This window comes from Vreelandella profundi (genome assembly GCF_019722725.1).
Classification (GTDB): Bacteria; Pseudomonadota; Gammaproteobacteria; order Pseudomonadales; family Halomonadaceae; genus Vreelandella; species Vreelandella profundi.
The window spans coordinates 441953-463539 of the sequence record NZ_CP077941.1 but is presented as its reverse complement, the minus strand read 5'-3'; the positions used below and the strand labels follow the sequence as shown (position 1 = coordinate 463539).

20 protein-coding genes are annotated in these 21587 nt (G+C 57.5%); 9 read left to right on the top strand and 11 right to left on the bottom strand.

All coding sequences use genetic code 11. The annotated features are described in order from the left end of the window. Positions 1-25 precede the first annotated feature (25 nt). The 7 genes from KUO20_RS02200 (at position 26) to KUO20_RS02170 (ending at position 8239) form a co-directional block, all read left to right on the top strand. A complete protein-coding gene (locus KUO20_RS02200; RefSeq protein ID WP_235041283.1) occupies positions 26-1246 on the top strand; it encodes an ABC transporter substrate-binding protein in 1221 nt (406 codons plus the stop codon). 2 nt (positions 1247-1248) lie between these two features. Further along, complete coding sequence (locus KUO20_RS02195; RefSeq protein WP_235041282.1) at positions 1249-2922, top strand: ABC transporter permease; 1674 nt, start codon at positions 1249-1251, stop codon at positions 2920-2922. A 10-nt stretch (positions 2923-2932) separates the two neighbouring features. After that, the gene (locus KUO20_RS02190; protein WP_235041281.1) at positions 2933-3571 is read left to right on the top strand and encodes an ATP-binding cassette domain-containing protein; all 639 of its coding nucleotides are present in this window, start codon (positions 2933-2935) and stop codon (positions 3569-3571) included. Between the two features lie 25 nt (positions 3572-3596). After that, positions 3597-4259: a TIGR04283 family arsenosugar biosynthesis glycosyltransferase gene (locus tag KUO20_RS02185; protein ID WP_422823134.1), complete on the top strand. Its 663-nt coding sequence runs from the start codon at positions 3597-3599 to the stop codon at positions 4257-4259. After that, positions 4249-4878, top strand: a complete 630-nt coding sequence (locus KUO20_RS02180; protein ID WP_235041279.1) for a TIGR04282 family arsenosugar biosynthesis glycosyltransferase — start codon at positions 4249-4251, stop codon at positions 4876-4878. The genes KUO20_RS02185 and KUO20_RS02180 overlap by 11 nt, the downstream gene beginning before the upstream one ends. A gap of 92 nt (positions 4879-4970) precedes the next feature. Further along, positions 4971-7115 (top strand): FAD-dependent oxidoreductase, encoded by a 2145-nt coding sequence (locus tag KUO20_RS02175; protein WP_235041278.1) that lies wholly within the window; start codon positions 4971-4973, stop codon positions 7113-7115. Further along, entirely contained in the window at positions 7112-8239 is a 1128-nt protein-coding gene (locus KUO20_RS02170) for an FAD-dependent oxidoreductase (protein ID WP_235041277.1), read from the top strand. Before KUO20_RS02175 ends, KUO20_RS02170 begins: the two co-directional genes overlap by 4 nt. Before the next feature lie 34 nt (positions 8240-8273). On the opposite strand, the gene KUO20_RS02165 is transcribed toward KUO20_RS02170, so the two are convergent. Together KUO20_RS02165 and KUO20_RS02160 are read right to left on the bottom strand one after the other, a co-directional pair. Further along, on the bottom strand, positions 8274-8735 hold the full coding sequence (locus KUO20_RS02165; RefSeq protein ID WP_235041276.1) for an META domain-containing protein: 462 nt from the start codon (positions 8733-8735) through the stop codon (positions 8274-8276). Between the two features lie 66 nt (positions 8736-8801). Next, complete coding sequence (locus KUO20_RS02160; RefSeq protein WP_235041275.1) at positions 8802-9242, bottom strand: VOC family protein; 441 nt, start codon at positions 9240-9242, stop codon at positions 8802-8804. A gap of 129 nt (positions 9243-9371) precedes the next feature. Between KUO20_RS02160 and KUO20_RS02155 the strand changes: the two genes are divergently transcribed. Then, on the top strand, positions 9372-10442 hold the full coding sequence (locus tag KUO20_RS02155; RefSeq protein ID WP_235041274.1) for a metal-dependent hydrolase: 1071 nt from the start codon (positions 9372-9374) through the stop codon (positions 10440-10442). A gap of 26 nt (positions 10443-10468) precedes the next feature. Here the strand turns inward: KUO20_RS02155 and KUO20_RS02150 are convergent, their stop codons facing one another. The 7 genes from KUO20_RS02150 to rho all read right to left on the bottom strand — a co-directional run bounded on the left by KUO20_RS02150 (position 10469) and on the right by rho (position 17251). Next, a complete protein-coding gene (locus KUO20_RS02150; RefSeq protein ID WP_422823098.1) occupies positions 10469-11200 on the bottom strand; it encodes an MliC family protein in 732 nt (243 codons plus the stop codon). A gap of 59 nt (positions 11201-11259) precedes the next feature. Continuing rightward, positions 11260-11772, bottom strand: coding sequence for a DUF3087 family protein (locus tag KUO20_RS02145; RefSeq protein ID WP_235041272.1), 513 nt, complete (start codon positions 11770-11772; stop codon positions 11260-11262). Positions 11773-11840: 68 nt separating this feature from the next. Continuing rightward, positions 11841-12923: a 3-deoxy-7-phosphoheptulonate synthase gene (locus KUO20_RS02140; RefSeq protein ID WP_235041271.1), complete on the bottom strand. Its 1083-nt coding sequence runs from the start codon at positions 12921-12923 to the stop codon at positions 11841-11843. A gap of 2 nt (positions 12924-12925) precedes the next feature. Continuing rightward, positions 12926-13084, bottom strand: coding sequence for a hypothetical protein (locus KUO20_RS02135; protein WP_235041270.1), 159 nt, complete (start codon positions 13082-13084; stop codon positions 12926-12928). 523 nt (positions 13085-13607) lie between these two features. Next, positions 13608-14348: an FAD-binding oxidoreductase gene (locus tag KUO20_RS02130; protein WP_235041269.1), complete on the bottom strand. Its 741-nt coding sequence runs from the start codon at positions 14346-14348 to the stop codon at positions 13608-13610. 70 nt (positions 14349-14418) lie between these two features. Then, positions 14419-15915, bottom strand: coding sequence for a 4-hydroxy-3-polyprenylbenzoate decarboxylase (ubiD, locus tag KUO20_RS02125; RefSeq protein ID WP_235041268.1), 1497 nt, complete (start codon positions 15913-15915; stop codon positions 14419-14421). 76 nt (positions 15916-15991) lie between these two features. Next, a complete protein-coding gene (gene rho, locus KUO20_RS02120; protein WP_235041267.1) occupies positions 15992-17251 on the bottom strand; it encodes a transcription termination factor Rho in 1260 nt (419 codons plus the stop codon). Between the two features lie 501 nt (positions 17252-17752). On the opposite strand from rho, the gene ppx reads away from it, so the two are divergent. Further along, complete coding sequence (gene ppx / locus KUO20_RS02115) at positions 17753-19303, top strand: exopolyphosphatase (protein WP_235041266.1); 1551 nt, start codon at positions 17753-17755, stop codon at positions 19301-19303. Here the strand turns inward: ppx and tilS are convergent. Together tilS and accA are read right to left on the bottom strand one after the other, a co-directional pair. Then, complete coding sequence (gene tilS / locus KUO20_RS02110; RefSeq protein ID WP_235041265.1) at positions 19278-20564, bottom strand: tRNA lysidine(34) synthetase TilS; 1287 nt, start codon at positions 20562-20564, stop codon at positions 19278-19280. The two genes, ppx and tilS, sit on opposite strands and share 26 nt — an antisense overlap. Next, positions 20545-21501: an acetyl-CoA carboxylase carboxyl transferase subunit alpha gene (gene accA, locus KUO20_RS02105; protein WP_235041264.1), complete on the bottom strand. Its 957-nt coding sequence runs from the start codon at positions 21499-21501 to the stop codon at positions 20545-20547. The genes tilS and accA overlap by 20 nt, the downstream gene beginning before the upstream one ends. Between the last annotated feature and the right edge of the window lie 86 nt (positions 21502-21587).

Genomic DNA, 21587 nt, shown 5'->3' with positions numbered 1-21587 from the left:
TATTTCTTTAATGATGAGGTGTGCAATGCCGATTAACCGCAACTCCCTGCGTGCCACAACGGCGGTGACGATGCTGGCGCTGAGCTTTTCCGCCATGGCCAACCCAGATCCAAGTGATTGGCCGGCCGTGCAGCAAGCGGCCGAAGGCCAGACCGTTTATTGGAACGCATGGGGCGGTGATACGCGGACGAATCGCTACATTAACTGGGTCGCCCAGCAAATGCAGGCGCAGTACGGCGTTGATGTGGAGCACGTCAAGCTGGATGACACCGGCAGCGCCGTAGCGCGGGTGCTGGCGGAAAAGCAGGCCGGTAACGGCGACGATGGTAGCATCGACCTGATTTGGATCAACGGTGAAAACTTCGCGGCCATGCGCGAAAGCGACTTGCTGTTTGGCCCTTTCGCCGAAGCGCTGCCTAATTTTACGCTCACCAACGCCGCCGCTAACCCGGAGGTAGTGACCGACTTCACCCTTCCCACGGAAGGCTACGAAGCGCCGTGGGGCAAAGCGCAAATCACCTTCTATTACGATAGCGCCCAAACCGACACGCCCCCACAGGATATGCAGGCACTGCTCAGCTGGGCGGAAGCCAATCCCGGCCAGTTCAGCTATCCGCGCATTCCCGACTTCACCGGCAGCACGTTTTTAAAGCAGGCACTGATCGAGCTTACCGAGCAGGATGAGGCGCTTTATCAGCCGGTGTCAGAGGCCGATTTCGAGGCCGTAACAGCGCCGCTCTGGGCCTATTTAGATACGCTGCACCCGCACCTATGGCGCAGCGGACGCACCTTCCCTGACTCAGGCCCCAACCTGCGCACGCTGATGAGTGATGGCGAGCTGAGCCTGGCATTTTCCTTCTATCCCACCGATGCCGCCGTAGCGGTCATGGAGTATGAGCTGCCTGAAAGCGTTCGCAGCTACGTGCTAGAAGGCGGCACGCTAGGGAACGTACACTTTGTGGCGATTCCCTATAACTCACCGCATAAAGCCGGTGCCATGGTACTTGCCGACTTTTTGCTTTCTCCGCAGGCACAGGCCCAAAAACAGTCGCTAGCCATGTGGGGCGACCGCAGCGTACTCGATATCGCTCAACTCGATGCGGATACCCAAGCGCTGTTTGAGCAGGGTGAGCGCCATCCTGCCGAGCTGCCTGCCGATGCGCTTTCCAACACGCTGCCAGAACCACACCCTAGTTGGATGACCGCGCTTCAAGAGGCGTGGCTTGAGCGTTACGGCGTTAACTAAGCATGCTGCAATTAGCCCCGGCGCTCATCATTGCTCTGCTGGTCGTACCGGTGGGTGCTGGGCTAGTAATGGTACTGCTGCCAGCATTTGGCTACCTGCCCGCGCTAGGTGGCCACGCTGCTAGTATTGCCCCGTGGCAAATGCTGTTCGATCAGCCGGGGCTATGGCGTTCGGTCTCGGTTAGCTTTGCCAGCGGCTTGATCAGCACCGCGATAGCACTGATCATTGTGGTGCTTTTTTTAGCGGCCAGCCGGGGAACCTGGCTAGATCGCGGCATTCGGCGGCTAGTGTCACCGCTGCTCGCGATTCCCCATGCCGCTATCGCGTTTGGATTCGCTTTTTTGATCGCGCCTTCTGGTCTGGTGGCGCGGCTGATTTCACCGGCGCTAACGGGCTGGGAGCGCCCACCGGATGCGCTGATCGTCAACGACCCGTGGGGGCTGGCATTAATGGCCGGGCTGGCATTGAAAGAGGCGCCGTTTTTACTGCTGATGAGCCTGGCGGCATTGCCGCAGCTAGCGCCTGAAAAGCACCTAATGCTGGCGCGGTCCTTGGGCTATTCACCTACCATTGCCTGGTTGAAAACGGTACTGCCTTCGCTGTATCCGCTTATTCGCCTGCCCATTTACGCGGTGATCGCCTACGCAACCTCGGTGGTGGACATGGCGCTGATTCTGGGCCCACAGCTGCCGCCAACGCTGAGCGTCTCGATTCTTAGCTGGTTTAACGATCCTAACATTAGCATGCGTTTTATGGCCTCGGCGGCGGCGGTGCTGCAGCTTGGCGTGACGCTAGCGGCGCTGTTTTGCTGGTGGCTACTGGAACAGCTGGCCCGCTCGCTAACGCGGGGCTGGCTAATCAACGGCAGCCGCCAGCGCGGTGAACGTGCGCTGCGTATGCTGGGTCGCTCGGCGCTGCTATTCTCAAGCGTGACAGCGCTTGCATCCTTGGTAGGTTTGGGGCTGTTTTCCTTAGCCGGTTTCTGGCAGTTCCCTGATCTGCTGCCACAAATGCTAACGCTGGATCACTGGCAGCGTAGCGGCCCAATGTTTGCCACGCCGCTGCTCAACACCGCGCTCATCGGGCTGCTGTCAACTGCCCTAGCGACGGCGTTAGTACTCGCAACGCTGGAAAACGAGCACCGCCAGCATCTACGCCCTAAGCGCGCGCTGTGGCTACTGTATTTGCCGCTGCTGGTGCCCCAAATTGCCTTTTTGTTTGGGCTAGTCGTCGCGGCTGAAAGCCTGGGAATACGCCCTCAGTTAAGCCTGGTGGTCGCGGGGCACCTGCTGTTTGTGCTGCCTTATGTGTATCTTTCGCTATCAGAGGCATACCGCCGCCTGGACCCCCGCTGGCTTCAGGTAGCACGTTCACTGGGCGTATCTCGCCGCGCCGCTTTTTGGCGCGTTCGCCTGCCGCTCCTATTAGCATCGGTGTTAACGGCGTTTGCGGTAGGCTTAGCGGTTAGCATTGGCCAGTATTTGCCCACTCAGCTGCTGGGTGCGGGGCACGTAACCACCGTGACCACTGAAGCCGTGGCGCTTGCCGCAGGCAGTAATCGTCGCTTAATTGGCGTATGGGCCTTAATGCAGGCGGTACTGCCGCTGATTGGCTTTGTGCTTGCGCTGACGCTGCCCCGCCTTTTACGCGCAAACCGTCGAGAGCTGGCTACCTAAGAGGGTCATCGTGACAGCATATTTGAGCGCACCGCTACGTCTTGAGCAGATCAGCATCGCCCTTGCAGGCCGCGAGCTGCTCGCCGTTGATGCCACCATTGCCCCCGGCGAGGTGCTCACTGTGATGGGGCCTTCCGGTTCAGGAAAATCTACCCTGCTCGCCTATATAGCGGGCTTTTTAGAACGTGAGTTCACCGCTCGCGGTGACGTTTGGCTGGGCGAGCGCAGCCTGATTAAGCTGCCCGCGGAGCAGCGAGGCATCGGGCTTTTGTTTCAGGATCCGCTGCTGTTTCCGCATCTTAGCGTGGCTGGCAACCTGCGCTTCGGGCTACCTAAACGCGCGCAAGAGAAGCGCCAGCAAGTATCCCAATCTCTTGCGCGCGTGGGGCTTGAGGGCTTTGAAGATCGTGACCCGGCCACGCTTTCCGGTGGTCAAAAAGCCCGTGTGGCATTAATGCGCCTGCTGCTTTCATCGCCCCAGGCGGTGCTGCTGGACGAGCCGTTTTCAAAATTGGATACGGCACTACGCCAGGAGACGCGCTCGCTGGTATTTAGCCAGCTGCGCGAGGCTGGCCTGCCGGCACTGCTGGTCACCCACGACCACGCGGATGCCGACGCCGCGGGAGGGCCGGTCATTGAGCTTGGCTAAACAGCCGCCTCGGCTCAGCATCATAATGCCGGTGCTGAACGAAGCTGCCAGCATTCATGCCGCGCTGGCGCCACTGCGCACGCCGGACGCTGCCCAGCACATCGAGATCATTGTGGTTGATGGCGGGAGCAGCGATGACAGCATTCATATCGCCAGGCCGCTGGCTGACCGTATATTCAACAGCCCGACCGGCCGAGCGATGCAAATGAACCTGGGAGCGCAGCAGGCGAGCGCGCCTGCCTTACTGTTTTTGCACGCCGATACCCGCTTGCCCGAGGGCGCCATTGAGCAGGTAGCCCAGGCGCTGACGACCCACACCTGGGGCCGCTTTGATATTCAACTTAACGGCCGCAGTGGCTGGCTACCCGTCGTGAGCTGGATGATGAATAAACGCTCGCGGCTCACCGGCATCGCGACCGGCGACCAGGGATTTTTCGTGCGCGCCAGTGCGTTTAAAGCCATCGGCGGCTTTCCCGAACAGCCGTTAATGGAGGATATTGAGCTGTCTAAGCGGCTCAGACGCATCTCGCGCCCCGCCTGCCTAACGGCAAAAGTGATAAGCTCAGGCAGGCGCTGGGATCAGCACGGCGCGTGGAAAACCATCTGCCTGATGTGGCGGCTGCGCTATCGCTACTGGCGCGGCGTTAGCGCCATTCAACTTGCCAAGGAATATCGCGATGCCCGCTAAGATGCCTCTTCAGCGCGAACCGCTGCCTCATTTGCACCTGCTGGCCAAAGCGCCGCTGGCCGGGCAGGCAAAAACGCGCCTGGCACCCCTGCTGGGAGAAAGCGGAGCGGCCAATGCGCATGCTGAACTGGTGCGCCACTGCGTCGCCAACGCCTGCGGGGCACTGCCCGCTGAGCAGATCACGCTGTGGACGGCGCTTGAGCACTCCCACCCGCTATTTATTGAGTTGCAAAATCAATACGGCTTGGCGTTATGCCCTCAGCCGAACGGCGATCTAGGCACTCGGGTTCGCTATGCGCTCAACAGCACGCCGGGGCCCGCCATGCTAATGGGCAGTGACTGCCCCAGTATTACCAGTGCGCTGATTACCACCTGCGCACAGCAGCTCGCCCGCTACGACGTGGTCATTTTACCCGCGGAAGACGGCGGCTACGGTTTTGTCGGCACTCAGCAAGACTACCCTGCGCTATTTAGCGACATTCCCTGGGGAACCCAAAGCGTGCTGACAACCACTCAGCAGCGTATTGAAGCACTGGGGCTGCAGGCCGCTTATCCGGCAACCATCTGGGATGTAGATCGCCCCGAAGATTGGCAGCGCTGGAAAGCGCTTTCCAGATAAGAAAACGGATTCTTTTCTCACTAAGTGAGTCTCCCTCACTGTATAAAAACAGTTAAACACCGCATGTTTATCCCCTGCCGCTGGAGCTTATCGTGACCCGACAACGTTTGATTCTTGCAGCGCTACTGGTCATTGCCATTGGCGTGTTTTTTCTGAGCGGTGCCCACCAGTGGTTCACGCTGGAAACCCTCAAGGCGTACCAAAGCGACTTTCAAGCGGCGTTTAATCAAAATCCGTGGCAGGTAGCGGGACTCTTTTTTGCCGTTTACGTGGTGATGACCGCCCTTTCGCTACCCGGCGCCACGCTGCTCACGCTGCTCGGCGGTGCGCTGTTTGGTCTGGGCTGGGGGCTGCTGATTATCTCGTTTGCCAGCACGCTGGGCGCGACGTTAGCGTTTTTACTGTCACGGTTTCTATTTCGCCAGCCGATTGAAAAGCGCTTTCCGCGCCAGTTTGAAGCGGTGAACCGCGGCGTTGAGCGCGAAGGGGCTTTTTATCTCTTTATGCTACGCCTTGTGCCGGTGTTTCCATTTTTCATGATCAACCTGGTGATGGGCTTAACGCGGATTAAAACCGTGACGTTTTACTGGGTGAGTCAGCTCGCGATGCTGCCGGGCACGGCGGTTTTCGTCAATGCCGGCGGCCAGCTGGGTGAGCTTGAGAGCCTGGGCGGCATCGTTTCCCCGACGCTGTTAGCCTCGTTTGCGCTGCTGGCGATTTTCCCCTGGATTGCCCGGCGCATCGTACTAGTAGTGCAGCAACGCAAGGCCTACCAGGGCTTCACCCGCCCCCAGCGTTTTGATTATGACATTGTGGTGATTGGCGCAGGCTCAGCGGGGCTGGTCACCAGCTACATCGCCAGCGCCGTGAACGCCAAAGTAGCGCTAGTGGAAAAAAACAAAATGGGTGGCGACTGCCTGAACACCGGCTGCGTACCGTCTAAAGCGCTGATACGCGCCGCCCGTGCGGCCCATGAGATCCGCACCGCGTCACGCTTTGGCGTCAGCGCCAGCGAGCCCGAGATCGACTTTTCCAAGGTGATGGGGCACGTTCATCAGGCGATTCGCGATATCGAGCCTCACGACAGCGTAGAACGCTACAGCGACTTAGGCGTGGAGGTATACCAAGATCACGCCACGCTCACCTCGCCATGGGAAATAAAGGTCGGCGATAAAACCCTGACGGCTCGCCATATCGTGCTGGCCACCGGAGCACGGCCACGCATTCCAGCCCTGCCGGGCATTGAGGGCGCCCCCGTTTTAACCTCAGAAAACCTGTGGTCGCTAACGGAGCTGCCCAAGCGCTTAGTGGTGCTGGGGGGCGGTGCCATTGGCTGCGAGCTAAGCCAGAGCTTTGCCCGCCTGGGCAGCCACGTCACGCTGATAGAAGAAGCTGCTCAGCTGCTGGGGCGTGAAGACCATGACGTTGGCGAACTGATTGAAAACACCTTGGCTGGCGAAGGCGTCACGGTGATGTCCCATACCCAGGCATACGAAGTGATTAATGATGCCGCGGGCTACCAGCTAGTCGTTGAGCATCAAGGCGAACGCACGCTGCTCGCCTTTGACTATCTATTAGTGAGCGCAGGACGCCAAGCCAACGTTGAGGGCTTGGGGCTGGAAGCGCTGGGTATCACTACCACTCAAGCAGGCACGCTGGAGCTTAACGAGCGGCTGCAAACGCGGCTTCCTAATATCTGGGCCTGCGGTGATTTAGCCGGGCCTTACCAGCTCACCCACGCGGCGTCACATCAAGCCTGGCACGCAGCGGTCAACGCACTGTTTGGTGAATTCAAAAGCTTTGCGGTGGACTATCGCGTTATGCCCGCCGTCACCTACGTTCAGCCAGAGGTGGCCAGAGTGGGGCTGAATGAGAAAGAAGCTGAAGCAAAGGGCATTGCATTTGAAGTTACACGCTACGCGATGAGCGAGAGCGACCGCGCCATTGCGGAAGGCGCCATTCAAGGCTTTATCAAGGTGCTTACCGCGCCCGGCAAAGATAAAATTCTCGGCGCGACGATTGTGGCTGAAAATGCCGGCGAGTGGCTGGGTGAATTTACCCTCGCCATGAAGCATGGCCTGGGGCTTAACAAGCTGTTGGGCACTATTCACCCCTATCCCACGTTAGGTGAGGCTGCCAAGGCCACGGCAGGCGTATGGAAAAATGCGCATAAACCCGAGCGGGTGCTGGCGCTATTGAAACGCTACTTCAGCTGGCGGCGCGGTGACGCAAAATGAAGCAGCTGCTGCTGATCGGTGCAGGCCATGCCCATGCCTTTGTGCTGGAAGCGTTTGCAAAGCGGCCAGATCCAAACATTGCCATTACCGTTGTCAGCGACAGTGCTTTAACGGCTTATTCGGGCAGCGTGCCGGCATGGCTGGCCGGTGAATGTACGCTGCGTGAGACTCAGATCGACGTGGCGGCACTGTGTCAACGCGCCAATGCACGGCTGCTACTGTCTTGCGCTCGTCACATCGACACGCTATCGCGCTACGTCACGTTGGCTAATGGCGATCGGATTGATTTTGACATTGCCTCGTTCAATATCGGCTCCACCCTGGTTCCACCCCAGCAGCATGGCGAACGGCTGCCCAAGCTGATGGCGATGCGCCCGTTAAGCTCGCTACATGAACGCTGGCAAGCCCTGCAGACGCATATTCAGCACCTGCCCAGCGGCGGCGTTCAACGCGTTGTTGGCATTGGAGGCGGCGCGGCAGGCTGCGAAACGCTGATGAGCGTGATGGCGCAGCTACGCCACCAGCGTGCGGATATTGACTGGCAGGGGCATCTGCTCAGCGCCTCCAACCGACTGTTGCCCGGCGCAGGGCGCCTGCCACGCGGCCTAACCCAGCGGGCGCTTTCACGCGCAGGCATTAGCGTGCATACGCAAGTAAGAGGAGCCGCGCTGGTTGACGGCGGCGTTTTAACGCACTGCAACGTGCTGATTGGCGCTGATATCGTGCTCTGGGCGACCGGCGCCGTCGGCCATCGCTGGCTGGCAGACACGGCATTACCGCTGGACAAATATTACTTTATCCGGGTAAACAACACGCTAGAAGCCAGCGATCAGCCGGGGATCTTTGCCGCCGGCGACTGTGCCGCGCTAACGCCAGCAGTGCCTAACGCCGGCGTTTACGCGGTGCGCATGGGGCCCCATCTAGCGGAGAACCTACGCCGCGCTTGCCACGACGAGCCGCTGACGGACTGGCAGGCGCCGAAGCGCGTACTGGCACTGATTGGCACCGGCGATGGCCGGGCCATTGCCAGCCATGGTGGCGTTGGCATCTCAGGCCGATGGGTTTGGAAATGGAAAAAGCGGATTGATGCGCGCTTTATCGCACGCTTCAATCCGCCTAGGTAGTCCTCAGAAAAGCATAAGTAGTGCTCAGAACAGCCTACTTGCCTTCGCGCCAGCCGCCGAGTACTCGGCTATCCGGGCCAAAAAAGACCAGCCGATCATGATCAATTAAGTAACGGTAGGCGGTTTCCATCATATCCGTTACCCGCTTTGCATCGGCCATTTGTGGGCATGCCATGCGGGTCGTCGCTAATTCGCTAAACGCTATGCGCTGGCTATCGCCGAGCGTCACTTCGCCGGTAAAGCGATTGCAGCCATCATAACCGCTGACCTTGCCGTCCTTTGCAATCTGGAAATAGGGCGTTTCCGACATGGAGAGGCGCTCGTCGGTGCCGACCAGCAATAGATTCCAGCGCTGCTCAACGATAGGGCCTGAGAGCGAGGAGCCGCTCATTTGGCCTCCCGTTGCTGAGCTCGGTCCTGGGGTGCTGCTACAGGCACTTAACAACAGCGCGGCTGAAGCAAGCAGCGGCAGTAAACGCCAACCTTTCATGGTCATGATGATCCTTTACCTCTTTAGCGATTAGGCTTAACGACGATCAGCAGCTTGATTACCCGCAATGGATTACCAGCTACCGCTATTTTCCATAGAAGCCCAGGGCTCTTGCGGTGCTAACGCATCGCCTTTCTGCAGCAGCTCTACCGAGATACCATCTGGCGATTTAACAAACGCCATATAGCCGTCGCGAGGCGGACGATTGATAGTGACGCCGTTATCCTGCAGATACTTGCAAAGCGCGTAAATGTCATCGACACGATAGGCTAAATGGCCGAAGTTGCGCCCGCCTGAATACTCTTCAGGGTCCCAGTTGTAGGTCAGCTCCAGCTCAGGCGCCGTCAGCCGCTCTGAGCGCTGCTCGTCCGCTGGTGCGGCCAAAAAAATCAGCGTGAAACGGCCTTTCTCATTTTCTTTGCGACGCACTTCCTTAAGACCCAGCAGGTCGCAGTAAAAGTGTAACGACGCATCTAAATCACTAACCCGTGCCATGGTATGAAGATATTGCATAACGACTCCTGTGAATAATTCATCTTAGCCATGCTTTACAAAAGCGTGACAATAAGACCAAAGCATTGCAACGCTGTACAATGACACCATAACGTTTATCTTAACTGGGTTTACCCGACGGAGAAACCTGTGGATTCAGTCACCCAAGCCGCGCTGGGTGCCGCTATTGGCGGTGCTGTGCTGGGACGCCGCCTAGGCGGCAAGGCATTGCTCATTGGCGCAGTGCTCGGCACCTTGCCGGATCTTGACGTAGTGTTGGATTATGGCGATGCCGTGGCCAATGTCACCGAGCATCGCGGCTTTAGCCATTCGCTGTTTGTGCTTACCGGCTTAGCCACGCTAATGGCACTGCTGTGCACACGCTTTGCCCCTGCTCGCGATATCTCCTTTCAACGTTGGTGGTGGCTTTTTACCATGGGCCTGACCACTCACCCATTGCTAGATTCGCTGACCACTTACGGCACCCAGCTGTTGTGGCCTCTCGACCTGCCCCCGGCCGCGCTGCCCATCGTGTTTATTATCGATCCGTTCTACACGCTGCCCCTGCTGATTGCCCTCGGCATCGGCTTGGCTTCAAAGCAGATACGCAAAGCCTGCACCTGGGGATTAGCCATTTCTAGCGTTTATCTCATCATGGCGATAGGCGCCAAAACCGCGGTGGAGCACCGTTTAGCGCCGGCGCTAGCGGCACAAGGTCTGGAGAATGCGCCCTTACTTATCCAACCAGCGCCGTTCAGTATCGCACTGTGGCGCGTAACGCTGGTGGACGGCGATCGCTACTATGAAAGTTTGGTCAGTCTGTTTGATGGCCAGCATTCACCACATCTTGAGCCGCTACGTCGAAACGCTGAGTTAGAACAGGCCGCCCTCGCTAGCCAACAGGGCCAGCGTTTAGCATGGTTTGCTGGCCCGTTCTTACGCTACGAGACACGCCTGCTGGACGGTAAAGAGACGCTGATCGCCACCGACGTCAGGCTCGGCTTTCCAGGCTTTCACCCGTTCAGCTTTACACTCGCAACCTTAGAGGATGGGCGCTGGACACCCTTGGCGGTAACCGAGGAGCTAGAAAATACGCGTGAGCTGGCGATGCAAACCCTGCTACGCCTCGCCGCTCGCGCCACTGGCAACCCTTCCGCTTTATGCGCCAGCGAATTTGTGGCGGATGCATGGCGAGCGGAGCCCGCGGCTGATCGTTGTTAAGTTAATGCCTGGGCATTGGGCAGGGCTTAGGGAGCGATACCCTGGCCGCAGCCGCTGTACTGCTCGCCGCCATAGGTCAGCGTGACTCGGGCGGGAAAAGGCTTGCCGCTCATGTCGTCGAAGCAGGCCCCCGCCTCAATGCGCACGCGGAAGAAAGGCTCGACATCGCCATTTTCAATCACCACCCGGCCGGCCTCGTTATCCATCACGCTGACCATGTAGGGCAGTTGGATTTTATCCTCACCATAATTGAGTTCGACCGTTAGTGTCGGCGTATCGTGGGCTAGCGCGATCGACCATCCTGGCTCATTGCCTTGGCCAAAGAACATGACGCCGGGGCGTTCAGCGCGGGTTAAGGCATCGCGCTGCTCAGCGAGGGCGCATTGTAGCTGACCACGCGGCGTTTCTACGCGCGCCTGATCACCGCGATTCCAGAAGCTGATTTCACCATCCTGATAGCGAGCGCCGCTGGCTACAATCGCCTGTGGCAATCGCCAAGCGCCGTGCAGCGACCAAAGACGCAGATCGCTGTCATTAGTTGCAGTGACGAGGTGCTGCTGAGCGGGCATGCAGTGCCAGGCTTCAAACTGCTGCGCAGAGCCGGGAAAAAGCGCCGACGGTAAAAAAGGTGCCCGATTTTCCAACGTTGCCTGGTTAGCAACGGCTGTTTCGGCCGAAGGCGTTGCTGCACAGCCCGTTAAGGCGACCATCAGCCCTGTTACGACCGTCGCCCATAGGCGTGTTGTTAGCATGTTCATAGTCCTGGATTCATTGTACTGGGTTCCCTATATGACGGATTCTATGGCTTGAGGTGTGCCTACCCGCGCTTGAACGCTTGCAGGTCTTGAGTATCGACACTCTCTATCCGTGGTGGCAACCCTTGCTCTTCGCGCTTTATTTTCAGCTGTCTTTTTTCAGCGAGACGCTCTGGGTCACTATTGGCGGCGCGTCCATTGAGCTCGGCTAACTGCGCCATGCCCTGATGATAGAAAGTCAGTAGATCCAGCGCCGTGCGATTGTGCTCTTCAGCCGCACGCCGCAGCGGAGCAAGATAGCCGCTGACTTGTGACAGGTGATGCTTAAGCTGCCAGGCATAGCGCACCTCGGTCATCCACGGGCGCTCACGCAGCACGGCAAACAGTGCGCTGGTTGCCAGCAGCCCAAGCACGACGCCTAAGGCGTAGAGCCACAGGCTGCTGCCAAAGGTAGAGGTCAGCAGCATTGAAAATAATAGGCCAAAAATAATCAGCTGCCCCGCCATGGCAAAGCTGATCATACGGGCTTTGCGGCGGTAGGCCTCTGGGTCGTGATGTTCTAGATTAAATACCATAGCCAGCCTCGTTATCTTTAGAAACGCCCTTATGATACGGGGCTGACCAGGGCAAACAAGCACTTGCGCTAAGCTAAACGCTCGGCGGCGGTTTTTAGCAGATGTTCGGTAGTTTCCCAGCCCATGCAAGCATCGGTGACCGACACGCCATAGCGCATTGCGCCGGGCTTTAACGGCTGCTTGCCTTCGAACAGGTGGCTTTCTAACATAAGCGCGACGAGATTTGCCTCACCCGCTTGGCGCTGAGCCAGCACATCCAGCATGACTTCGCTCTGGCGACGATGGTCTTTACGCGCGTTAGCGTGGCTGCAATCCACCATCAGCCGTGGATTTTGCCCAGCGTTACGCAGCGCGGCAATGGCCGCACGCACGTGATGCGCCTGGTAATTGGGCTCACCGTGGCCGCCGCGTAATACGACGTGAGTATGCGGATTTCCCGCCGCTTGCTGGACAATAGGGTGCCCCTGAGAATCAACCGCGAAGCGCTGGTGTGGATGAGCCGCCGCCTCCATGGCATCAATCGCCACCTGTACATCGCCGCTGGTGGCATTTTTAAACCCCACCGCGGCGGCTAAATCACTGGCGAGCTCACGGTGCAGCTGTGACTCCGTGGTGCGTGCGCCAATCGCTACCCAGCTCAGTAAATCGTCCAAATAGGGTGCCAGCATTGGCTGCAAAAGCTCGGTAGCCACCGGCAGCCCGCGTGCGGCAACCGCATGCATCAGCTCACGGGAGAGCGCTAAGCCACGCCCCATATTACCGCTGCCATCCAAATCAGGATCGTAGGCTAGCCCCTTCCAACCCACAGTGGTGCGCGGCTTTTCAATATAGACGCGCATCACCGGCAAAATACGTTCGCTCACCTGCTCGCTGAGCACGGATAAGCGATCGGCATACTCTAACGTCGCCTTAGGGTCATGCACCGAGCAGGGGCCGACAACGACCAGCAGGCGATCATCCTGACCGCTTAAAATTTGCTGAACGGCGTGACGCTGGCGAGAAATCTGCTCACGTAGCGAGTCATTCAGCGGGATACGCTGACGAAGCGCATCGGGGGTGGGCAGCCTTTCAGACGACGCGCTGAAGGTTGTATCGATACTAGGGTTAGCTATTACAGGGCAATTGACAGCAGAACTGATGGGCGCATTCATGATTAACTCTCCGTAATCGTACATCGTTTGACTAAGTGACCACCCAGGCGAACACGATCGGAGGTGGTAGCTTGCACCGACCGCGCGCCGCTAAATCGCCAGCCATAGCAATAGCCCACAAAGCCGATAGCAAAAGCGTTAGTCAGTGCGCGATAAATCATGGTGCCGCTCCTTAATGAAATAATGATGACGATCGCTCTCGATACGTACAAGAACTTAGATACGTCCAAAAACGCCAAAAGCCCCGGCGGGGTTACCGACCGGGGCTTCTGTGCTTGCGGCAGGCAACCGAGTGGTGTGCCTGGTAGCGCGACGTTAGGCGTCGGCCAAGGGCACACCGTGGCTAAACCAATACCAATAAGCTGCAGTGCTGTTAACCAGTTCAGTGCTACGCACTGGCGGTAGGCTTTCCACGCACGCACGCACGCCATCAGCCGTTATCGGCTGGGGCTTAGCTGTGAATGACGTGGCGCGTTGTAGCATGCTTATTTTCCGCTGGTAATGGTAAGGCCCGAGGGATAGCCCAAAGGGCTTTCGCAGTGGCGTAATGACTTTATCCTGCCTGCAAGCGTTTCAAATGGCAATACTCATCTGCTAAAAGCCTGCCGCTCAGCGGTGCCCTTCAAGTCAAACAGGGCTGATAACAGAGCTTAAGCGCGCCTAAGACAGGTCATGCCTGGGATATTAGCTAGCCCGTGGCGCATAGGCGAACACGTCTGAAAATACGCGCTCTAATGGCATGCCTTTACTTTCAAGCACGTCCAGACAGGCATACACCATGCCTGGCGACCCTGATAAATAAACATCATGAGCGTGCGGGGCAATATCGGCAGCCTTCAGGGCGTCATCAATACGCCCCTGCTGATGGGTAATCCGCTCTCCCACCGCTAGCGGCTCTTCTAACGGAAGCTCGGTGACCGCATGGAATGACACGTTGGAGTACGTTTGCGCCCAGTGGCTGGCCAGCTGCTCTAGATAAAGATCCCGGTGCTCGCGTGCGGCCCACCATAGCGACACTTGCCGGTCGGGCTGCTCGTGCAGCACCGCCTCAACCATGGCTTTCATCTGCGAAAAGCCGGTGCCCGCGGCGATGAGCATTAGCGGCCGCTGGCTTTGGCGATCCAGTACACATTCACCGCCCGGCAGCCGCAGTGTTAGTTGATTTGCGACCTTCAACAGCTCTCGCAGACGCACGGAATTGCTTCGCTCCGGCCAATGCTGAATATGTAGTTCAATAATGCCAACTCCGCGATCGAAGCTGGCAATCGAAAACGGCACCCAGGTGGTATCGTCTAACTTAAGCTCTAAATACTGGCCCGGTGCATGCTGCATGGCTTCGGCGCGCCCTTCGAGCGTCACGCCAAACACATCGGGGTTCAAGTTCTCAACTTCGGTAACTTGGCAAGTCAACGTCCTTGCACTCATGAAAGCCTCTTTTTGCAAATTCGCTCAACTATTTCGCTCAACTATTTCGGTCAACTATAACGCCGCACGTTTAACCGCCGTGGCGAGAGGGCGGCAAATCAAGGCCGATCCCAAGCGCTTCCCAGCGATCATCCACACGCGCTTTAACGGCTTCGTCCATCACAATGGGGGTGCCCCACTCCCGGTCTGTTTCACCCGGCCATTTATTGGTGGCGTCTAACCCCATTTTCGACCCAAGGCCTGAGACCGGCGAGGCGAAATCGAGATAATCAATCGGCGTATTCTCCACGAGCACGGTGTCGCGCGCGGGATCCATCCGTGTGGTGATGGCCCAAATGACGTCTTCCCAGTTGCGGGCATCAACGTCGTCATCCAGCACAATCACAAACTTGGTGTACATGAACTGTCGCAGAAAGCTCCAGACCCCCATCATTACGCGCTTGGCGTGACCAGGGTATTGCTTCTTCATCGTGACCACCGCCATGCGGTACGAACAGCCTTCTGGCGGCAGATAAAAGTCGACAATTTCTGGGAATTGTTTACACAGAATCGGCACAAATACTTCGTTCAACGCTAACCCGAGGATCGCCGGTTCGTCAGGCGGACGCCCGGTGTAGGTAGAATGGTAAATCGCGTCACGGCGCATGGTCATACGGGTGACGGTAAAGACAGGAAAGTGATCGACCTCATTGTAGTAACCGGTGTGGTCACCAAAGGGGCCTTCCGCTGCCATGTCGTCAGGATAGATGAAGCCTTCGAGGATGATTTCGCTCGATGCCGGCACATCAAGATCCGCGTGGCCGCACTTGACTAGCTCAGTACGCGAGCCACGTAGCAGCCCTGCAAAGGCATACTCCGAAAGCGAGTCTGGCACGGGCGTAACGGCCGCAAGAATCGTCGCCGGGTCAGCACCTAACGCCACTGCCACCGGAAACGGCTCACCTGGGTGTTCTTTTTGAAACTCAAGGAAATCCAAAGCGCCGCCGCGATGGGAGAGCCAGCGCATAATCAGGCGGTTTTTAGCGATTTTCTGCTGACGATAAATACCGAGATTTTGGCGCTTTTTATGCGGCCCTTTGGTAATCACCAACGGCCAGGTGACCAGCGGCCCTGCATCGCCAGGCCAGCAGTGCTGGATCGGCAGCAGGCCAAGGTCGACGTCGTCATCCTCGTAAACCACTTCTTGCACCGGCGCTCGCTTGACGTTTTTAGGCCCCATGCTGAGCACTTGCTTGAAAATCGGCAGCTTGTCCCAGGCATCTTTTAAGCCTTTAGGCGGGTCAGGCTCTTTGAGAAACGCCAGCAGCTTGCCGACTTCTCGCAGCGCTTCTACCGAGTCCTGCCCCATTCCCAGCGCTACCCGTTTGGGGGTACCAAAGAGATTGCCCAGTAGCGGCATGTCATGGCCTTTGACGTTTTCAAACAACAGCGCCGGGCCACCGGCACGCAGCGTGCGGTCGCAAATTTCAGTGATTTCCAGATAAGGATCGACTTCGACATGGATACGTTTGAGTTCACCACGGGCTTCTAACGCCGCAATGAACTCACGCAGGTCTTTGTACTTCAAGGCACGCTCCCTGGCTGGCTACTGCGCGGCGGCGTTTGTCCCACTCAACGCTAGCAGCGCTGATATGAATAACACGCTAGCGGCGCTTCATCGCTTCAAAGAACTCAAGATTGGTCTTGGTATCTTTCAGACGGTCAATCAAGAACTCGGTCGCGGCGGTGTCTTCCATCGGATTGAGCAGCTTACGCAGAATCCACATGCGCTGCATTTCATCCTCAGAGGCCAGCAAGTCTTCACGACGAGTGCCACTGCGACGGATATTGATCGCGGGGAATACGCGACGTTCGGCCAGCTTGCGGTCCAGGTGGGCTTCCATGTTGCCGGTACCCTTGAACTCTTCGAAGATGACTTCGTCCATCTTAGAGCCGGTATCGACCAGCGCCGTGGCGATAATCGTCAGGCTGCCGCCCTCTTCGATGTTACGCGCCGCACCGAAGAAGCGTTTTGGCTTCTCAAGCGCGTGCGCATCGACACCACCGGTGAGTACTTTGCCGGAGCTAGGCACCACGGTGTTGTAAGCGCGCGCTAAGCGGGTAATCGAGTCGAGCAGGATGACCACGTCTTTCTTGTGCTCAACCAAACGCTTGGCTTTCTCGATAACCATTTCGGCGACTTGCACGTGACGCGCTGGCGGCTCATCAAAGGTCGATGCAACCACTTCGCCACGCACGGTGCGCGACATTTCGGTCACTTCTTCAGGACGCTCATCGATCAACAGTACGATCAGATGACATTCTGGATTGTTACGCGTGATGGAGGTCGCGATGTTTTGCAACATCAGCGTTTTACCCGCTTTAGGCGGCGATACCAGCAAGCCACGTTGGCCTTTACCAATCGGCGCGGTTAGATCAATGATCCGCGCGGTAAGGTCTTCCGTGGAGCCGTTACCGATCTCCATACGCATACGTTCGTCTGGGAACAGGGGCGTTAAGTTCTCAAACAGTATCTTGTGCTTGGCATTTTCCGGGCGGTCAAAATTGATTTGACTGACCTTGAGCAGGGCGAAATAGCGCTCACCCTCCTTCGGCGGACGGATTTTGCCTGAAATGGAATCGCCCTTGCGCAGATTGAAACGACGGATCTGTGAAGGCGAAATGTAAATATCATCTGGACCGGCCAGATAGGAGCTGTCAGCGCTACGCAGGAAGCCAAAGCCATCCTGAAGAATTTCCAGCACACCGTCGCCATAAATATCCTCGCCACTTTTGGCGTGTTTTTTCAGGATGGCGAAAATGATGTCCTGCTTGCGCGAACGGGCCAAGTTATCAATACCCATTTCACGGGCGATATCGAGGAGCTCGGGAACGGTTTTTTGCTTGAGTTCAGTAAGATTCATCGGTGTGTTAGAAAATTGCTCATGGAAGCTGGGCGCTAGGCGCCGGGAATAAGACAGGAGGCGTTTCAGTTACGCCGTGTGATGCGTTCAGACCCCGGAAAAGGCACGCGCTCGAAAACGAAAGGAACTGGATTGGGCTCAGTTAATAACACTATTGATTAGTGTGATTAAGGCTCAACTCGAGGGTGCTAACAGTTATTTAATCTGGCTTGCACCGGAGAGTGGCGAAACCAGTGGGCTATCTGACGACTTGGAAATCTGGCTGACGCTAATGAGATAAGCGATGAGTAACGTATGGGGCGACCAAGATGCCGTACTTGAACGACGAATGTAAAACGATTTATTACCATAACGCCGCGCTTGTGGACACACTAACAAACTAGGTCATATCAAGCCAGTAGCTCGATGGTAGTCAAGCATCGCGACAAACGCAAGTCTTTGGTAATTGACAATGGATAAAGCTCACCGCAACCTTGGCATAGCCAATAAGAAGGATAGCGCATGCCCAAGGACATTTCGACACCCACGACCGCCACTGCGGAGATAGAAAACGTTGCGCCGCAGCGCTTTGCCGCGATAGACCTGGGCTCCAACAGCTTCCATCTACTGGTGGCCAATTATCAGCATGAGCGGCTTCAGGTGGTTGCCCGCCTGGGTGAAAAAGTTCAGCTTGCGGCGGGGTTAGATGATGACGGAGTGCTCAATGAAGCAGCCATACAGCGTGCGCTGGACTGCCTGGGCCGCTTCGCGCCGTTTTTAAACGACATTACCCATGGCAACTTACGCATCGTCGGCACTAACGCGCTGCGCGACGCGCGTAACAGCCAAGCGTTCATTGAGCGCGCTGAAGCTCAGCTAGGTCACGCTATCGAGATTATTGCCGGCCGCGAAGAGGCCCGCCTCATTTACCTAGGCGCTGCTCACGCGCTGGCCGAGAACGGCCGCCGCTTAATTGTCGATATCGGCGGCGGCTCCACCGAGTTCATCATTGGCGAAGCCTTTGAACCCAAAGCGCTGGAAAGCCTGCGCATGGGCTGCGTGACCTTTTCACGACGCTTTTTCCCCGACGGCGAGTTAAACGAAAAACGCATGCGCCGCGCTGAAATCTCCGCCCTTTCAGAGCTCGCCAATATCCAGCGCCCCTATCAGCGTTTAGGCTGGGACGATCCTGTCGGCTCAAGCGGTACGATTAAAGCCGCCGCTAGCGTGCTGCATGCTTACGGCGATACGCCTCACGAAGGGGTTATTACGCGCAGTGGATTAAAGAAACTGCGCGAGCGCCTGCTGAAATGCAAGCAGCTTGATAAAGTCGAACTAGATGGCCTAAAGCCCGATCGCGCCAAAGTCTTTCCTGCGGGGGTTGCCATTCTAGGCGCGATTTTTGAAGCCTTCGATCTCACGCAAATGCGTTTTGCCGACGGCGCCCTGCGCGAAGGCGTGCTCTACGATATGGCGGGACGCAATAGTGCGGAAGATTCACGCTCAAAAAGCCTGGAATCACTGAAGCGGACCTACGATGTTGATACTCGCCAAGGGGCCAATGTCGCCGACACCGCCGAGCGTTTATTTAATCAAGTACGCCATGCCTGGTCGCTGGGCCCCGCCCAGGCGCGCTACTTACAGTGGGCAAGCCACGTGCATGAAATTGGCCTTGCGATTGCCCATAGCCAATTTCACCGCCACGGGGCCTACCTGTTGGAACACTCTGACCTGGCCGGTTTTTCACGCCCGGAACAGCGCCAGCTGGCCTTTTTAGTGCGCGCCCATCGACGCAAATTCCCGCTTAAAGAGTGGCAGGCGCTGCCAGCAGCACAGCAGGCGAGCGCTCAAAAGCTTGCTCAGCTGCTGCGGTTGGCGGTTTTATTTAATCATTCTCGGCCTGAAGCGGCGCCAGCGCTGCCGCTATTAAACGTCGATAGCGGCAGCCTAACGATTACTCTGCCGGAGAGCGATGAGCCCACCCTGCTGAGCACCGACCTCGAACAGGAGCAGGCGTTTATGCAAGCCGCGGGCTTTAATCTTGTGGTTAAGCAGATGAAGGCTGAGGGGTAAACTCAAACCCTTCAGCTTGCCAGAGCAGCCTGTCCGGAGGAGAGATCACGCCAATGCAGGCCTTTGCCTGCATCACCACCACTAGCCGCTCTCGCTCCCAGGGCGGCACAGATGCCTCTTGCAGTAACCGTTTTAGATCACGCCGACCACGCGTGCGAAGTTGGATAACCTCGCCTCCCTGCCGCCAGGCAACCCTCAGCCGTTGCGAGCAGTCAAGCTGCCAGCCTAACCGCCCCAGTGGCGTTTCCAGCGGCGCTTGACCGTCCCAGAAAACGTCCCACGCCGGCAGGGGCTCAAGCCTTGCCATCACGTAGAGCCGCTGACGCCATAAGCGTGCCTGAACTCCCGGCCACTCAATGCAGACCTCTGCATCCGCCTTAGCCATCAGCTGTTCCAAGAGACTTTCTAAGCGTTTTTGCGGCGGCGTTGGCAAGCCTTGCTGTTGGCACAGCGCCCGCACCAGCAGCCGCTGACGCGGGCGTGAGCATCGATTAAGCGCACCGGCATCTACCTGACCATCATTGGTCATAAGGCCCGCCAGCTCGGCTGCCACGTATTCGCCCAGCACGGCATCCGCCTCATAGGCATGCGCCGCGCTATTCGCTAACGCGCGCGCGGCTCCTGGCCAGCGCTCATGGAGCTCCGGCAGCACGCGATGGCGCAGGCGATTACGATCAAAGCTGATATCGCTATTGGTAGGATCTTCGCACCACGTTAGTGCTAGCGAACGTGCCGCTGCCTCCAACTCGGCTCGACGTACGCTCAGCCAGGGCCGCACTAGCGTAATGCCCTGAGATTCGCGTCGACAAGGCATGCCTGCAAGACCACGCAACCCGCTGCCGCGCAGCGCAGCGAGTAGAAACGTTTCTGCCTGATCATCCTGGTGCTGGGCAAGCCATAGCGCATCGCCAGCGGCTAGCGTGGCGTAAAACGCGGCGTAGCGAGCGTTGCGTGCAGCGCCTTCGACACCCTGCCCCTGCACAGCCACCGTGACATTGACCACCGTTAGCGGCACATTTAGACGTTCACACAGCGTCCGCGAATGCGCCTCAAAGGTCTGGGCAGCGGCCTGAAGGTCGTGATTGATATGAATAGCGCGAACGCAGCGATTAGCCTGCTTGCCTACCTTGGCGGCGAGCGTCACCAGCAAGCATGAGTCTATGCCTCCGGAGAGCGCCACCCAAATAGAGCGCCCCGGCGGGGTTTCCGCCAGGGCGTCGTTAAGCAGGCTTTGCAGTGTGCTAAGCGGCTGGGGCGCCATAGCTCATTAAGCGCTTATAGCGGCGTTCCAGCAGTGCCTCGGTGTCCATCGACTGTAAGCGCTCTAAGCTGGCAGACAGCGCCTCTTTAACGCGCTCAGCGGTCGTTAGAGGATGGCGATGCGAGCCGCCTAACGGCTCTTTAATCAATGAATCGACAAACCCTAGCTCTTTTAGACGCTCGGCGGTGATGCCCATCGCCTGAGCGGCGTCAGAGGCTTTGGTCGCGCTCTTCCAGAGAATCGAGGCGCAGCCTTCCGGCGAGATCACCGAGTAAGTGGAGTACTGCAGCATTTGCAGCTCGTCGCAGACGCCAATAGCCAGCGCGCCGCCGGAGCCGCCCTCACCCACCACGGTAGAAATAATCGGTGTTTTCAGCCGTGACATAACGGCCAAATTGTAGGCGATAGCTTCTGACTGACCGCGCTCTTCGGCATCAATGCCGGGATAAGCACCGGGCGTATCGATAAAGGTCAGAATCGGCATTTTGAAACGCTCGGCCATCTCCATCAGCCGGCACGCTTTGCGATAACCTTCCGGACGCGGCATGCCGAAGTTGCGGCGCACCTTCTCTTTCACGTCACGGCCTTTTTGATGGCCAATCACCATCACCGGCGCACCGTTCAACCGCGCAACCCCGCCGACCAGAGCAGCATCATCGGCAAAGAGACGGTCACCGTGCAGCTCATCAAAATCGGTGAAGATGTATTCAAGATAATCCAGCGTATAGGGCCGCTGAGGGTGCCGCGATAACTGAGAAACCTGCCAGGGAGTTAAATCCTTGAAGATCGATTCCGTCAGCTTGCGACTTTTTTCTTCCAGACGAGTAATTTCATCGGAGAGGTTCACTTGGCTACTGGAGCCGACTAAACGCAGCTCTTCAATTTTTGCCTGAAGCTCGGCAATGGGCTGTTCAAAATCGAGATAATTAGGATTCATCGGCGCTACCTGTAAGAAGCCTGATCAAAATAAGCATGGATAAATAATGAGAGAATATGAGCATTATCGCACCCTGGTTCTGCCAC

Bases quoted from the DNA above. Each gene is read 5' to 3' on its own strand.
- KUO20_RS02200 (WP_235041283.1), top strand. From the start codon at position 26: ATGCCGATTAACCGCAACTCCCTGCGTGCCACAACGGCGGTGACGATG.
- KUO20_RS02195 (WP_235041282.1), top strand. From the start codon at position 1,249: ATGCTGCAATTAGCCCCGGCGCTCATCATTGCTCTGCTGGTCGTACCG.
- KUO20_RS02185 (WP_422823134.1), top strand. From the start codon at position 3,597: ATGCCGGTGCTGAACGAAGCTGCCAGCATTCATGCCGCGCTGGCGCCA.
- KUO20_RS02180 (WP_235041279.1), top strand. From the start codon at position 4,249: ATGCCCGCTAAGATGCCTCTTCAGCGCGAACCGCTGCCTCATTTGCAC.
- KUO20_RS02170 (WP_235041277.1), top strand. From the start codon at position 7,112: ATGAAGCAGCTGCTGCTGATCGGTGCAGGCCATGCCCATGCCTTTGTG.
- KUO20_RS02165 (WP_235041276.1), bottom strand. From the start codon at position 8,735: ATGACCATGAAAGGTTGGCGTTTACTGCCGCTGCTTGCTTCAGCCGCG.
- KUO20_RS02160 (WP_235041275.1), bottom strand. From the start codon at position 9,242: ATGCAATATCTTCATACCATGGCACGGGTTAGTGATTTAGATGCGTCG.
- KUO20_RS02150 (WP_422823098.1), bottom strand. From the start codon at position 11,200: ATGAACATGCTAACAACACGCCTATGGGCGACGGTCGTAACAGGGCTG.
- KUO20_RS02145 (WP_235041272.1), bottom strand. From the start codon at position 11,772: ATGGTATTTAATCTAGAACATCACGACCCAGAGGCCTACCGCCGCAAA.
- KUO20_RS02140 (WP_235041271.1), bottom strand. From the start codon at position 12,923: ATGAATGCGCCCATCAGTTCTGCTGTCAATTGCCCTGTAATAGCTAAC.
- KUO20_RS02135 (WP_235041270.1), bottom strand. From the start codon at position 13,084: ATGATTTATCGCGCACTGACTAACGCTTTTGCTATCGGCTTTGTGGGC.
- KUO20_RS02130 (WP_235041269.1), bottom strand. From the start codon at position 14,348: ATGAGTGCAAGGACGTTGACTTGCCAAGTTACCGAAGTTGAGAACTTG.
- rho (WP_235041267.1), bottom strand. From the start codon at position 17,251: ATGAATCTTACTGAACTCAAGCAAAAAACCGTTCCCGAGCTCCTCGAT.
- ppx (WP_235041266.1), top strand. From the start codon at position 17,753: ATGCCCAAGGACATTTCGACACCCACGACCGCCACTGCGGAGATAGAA.
- tilS (WP_235041265.1), bottom strand. From the start codon at position 20,564: ATGGCGCCCCAGCCGCTTAGCACACTGCAAAGCCTGCTTAACGACGCC.
- accA (WP_235041264.1), bottom strand. From the start codon at position 21,501: ATGAATCCTAATTATCTCGATTTTGAACAGCCCATTGCCGAGCTTCAG.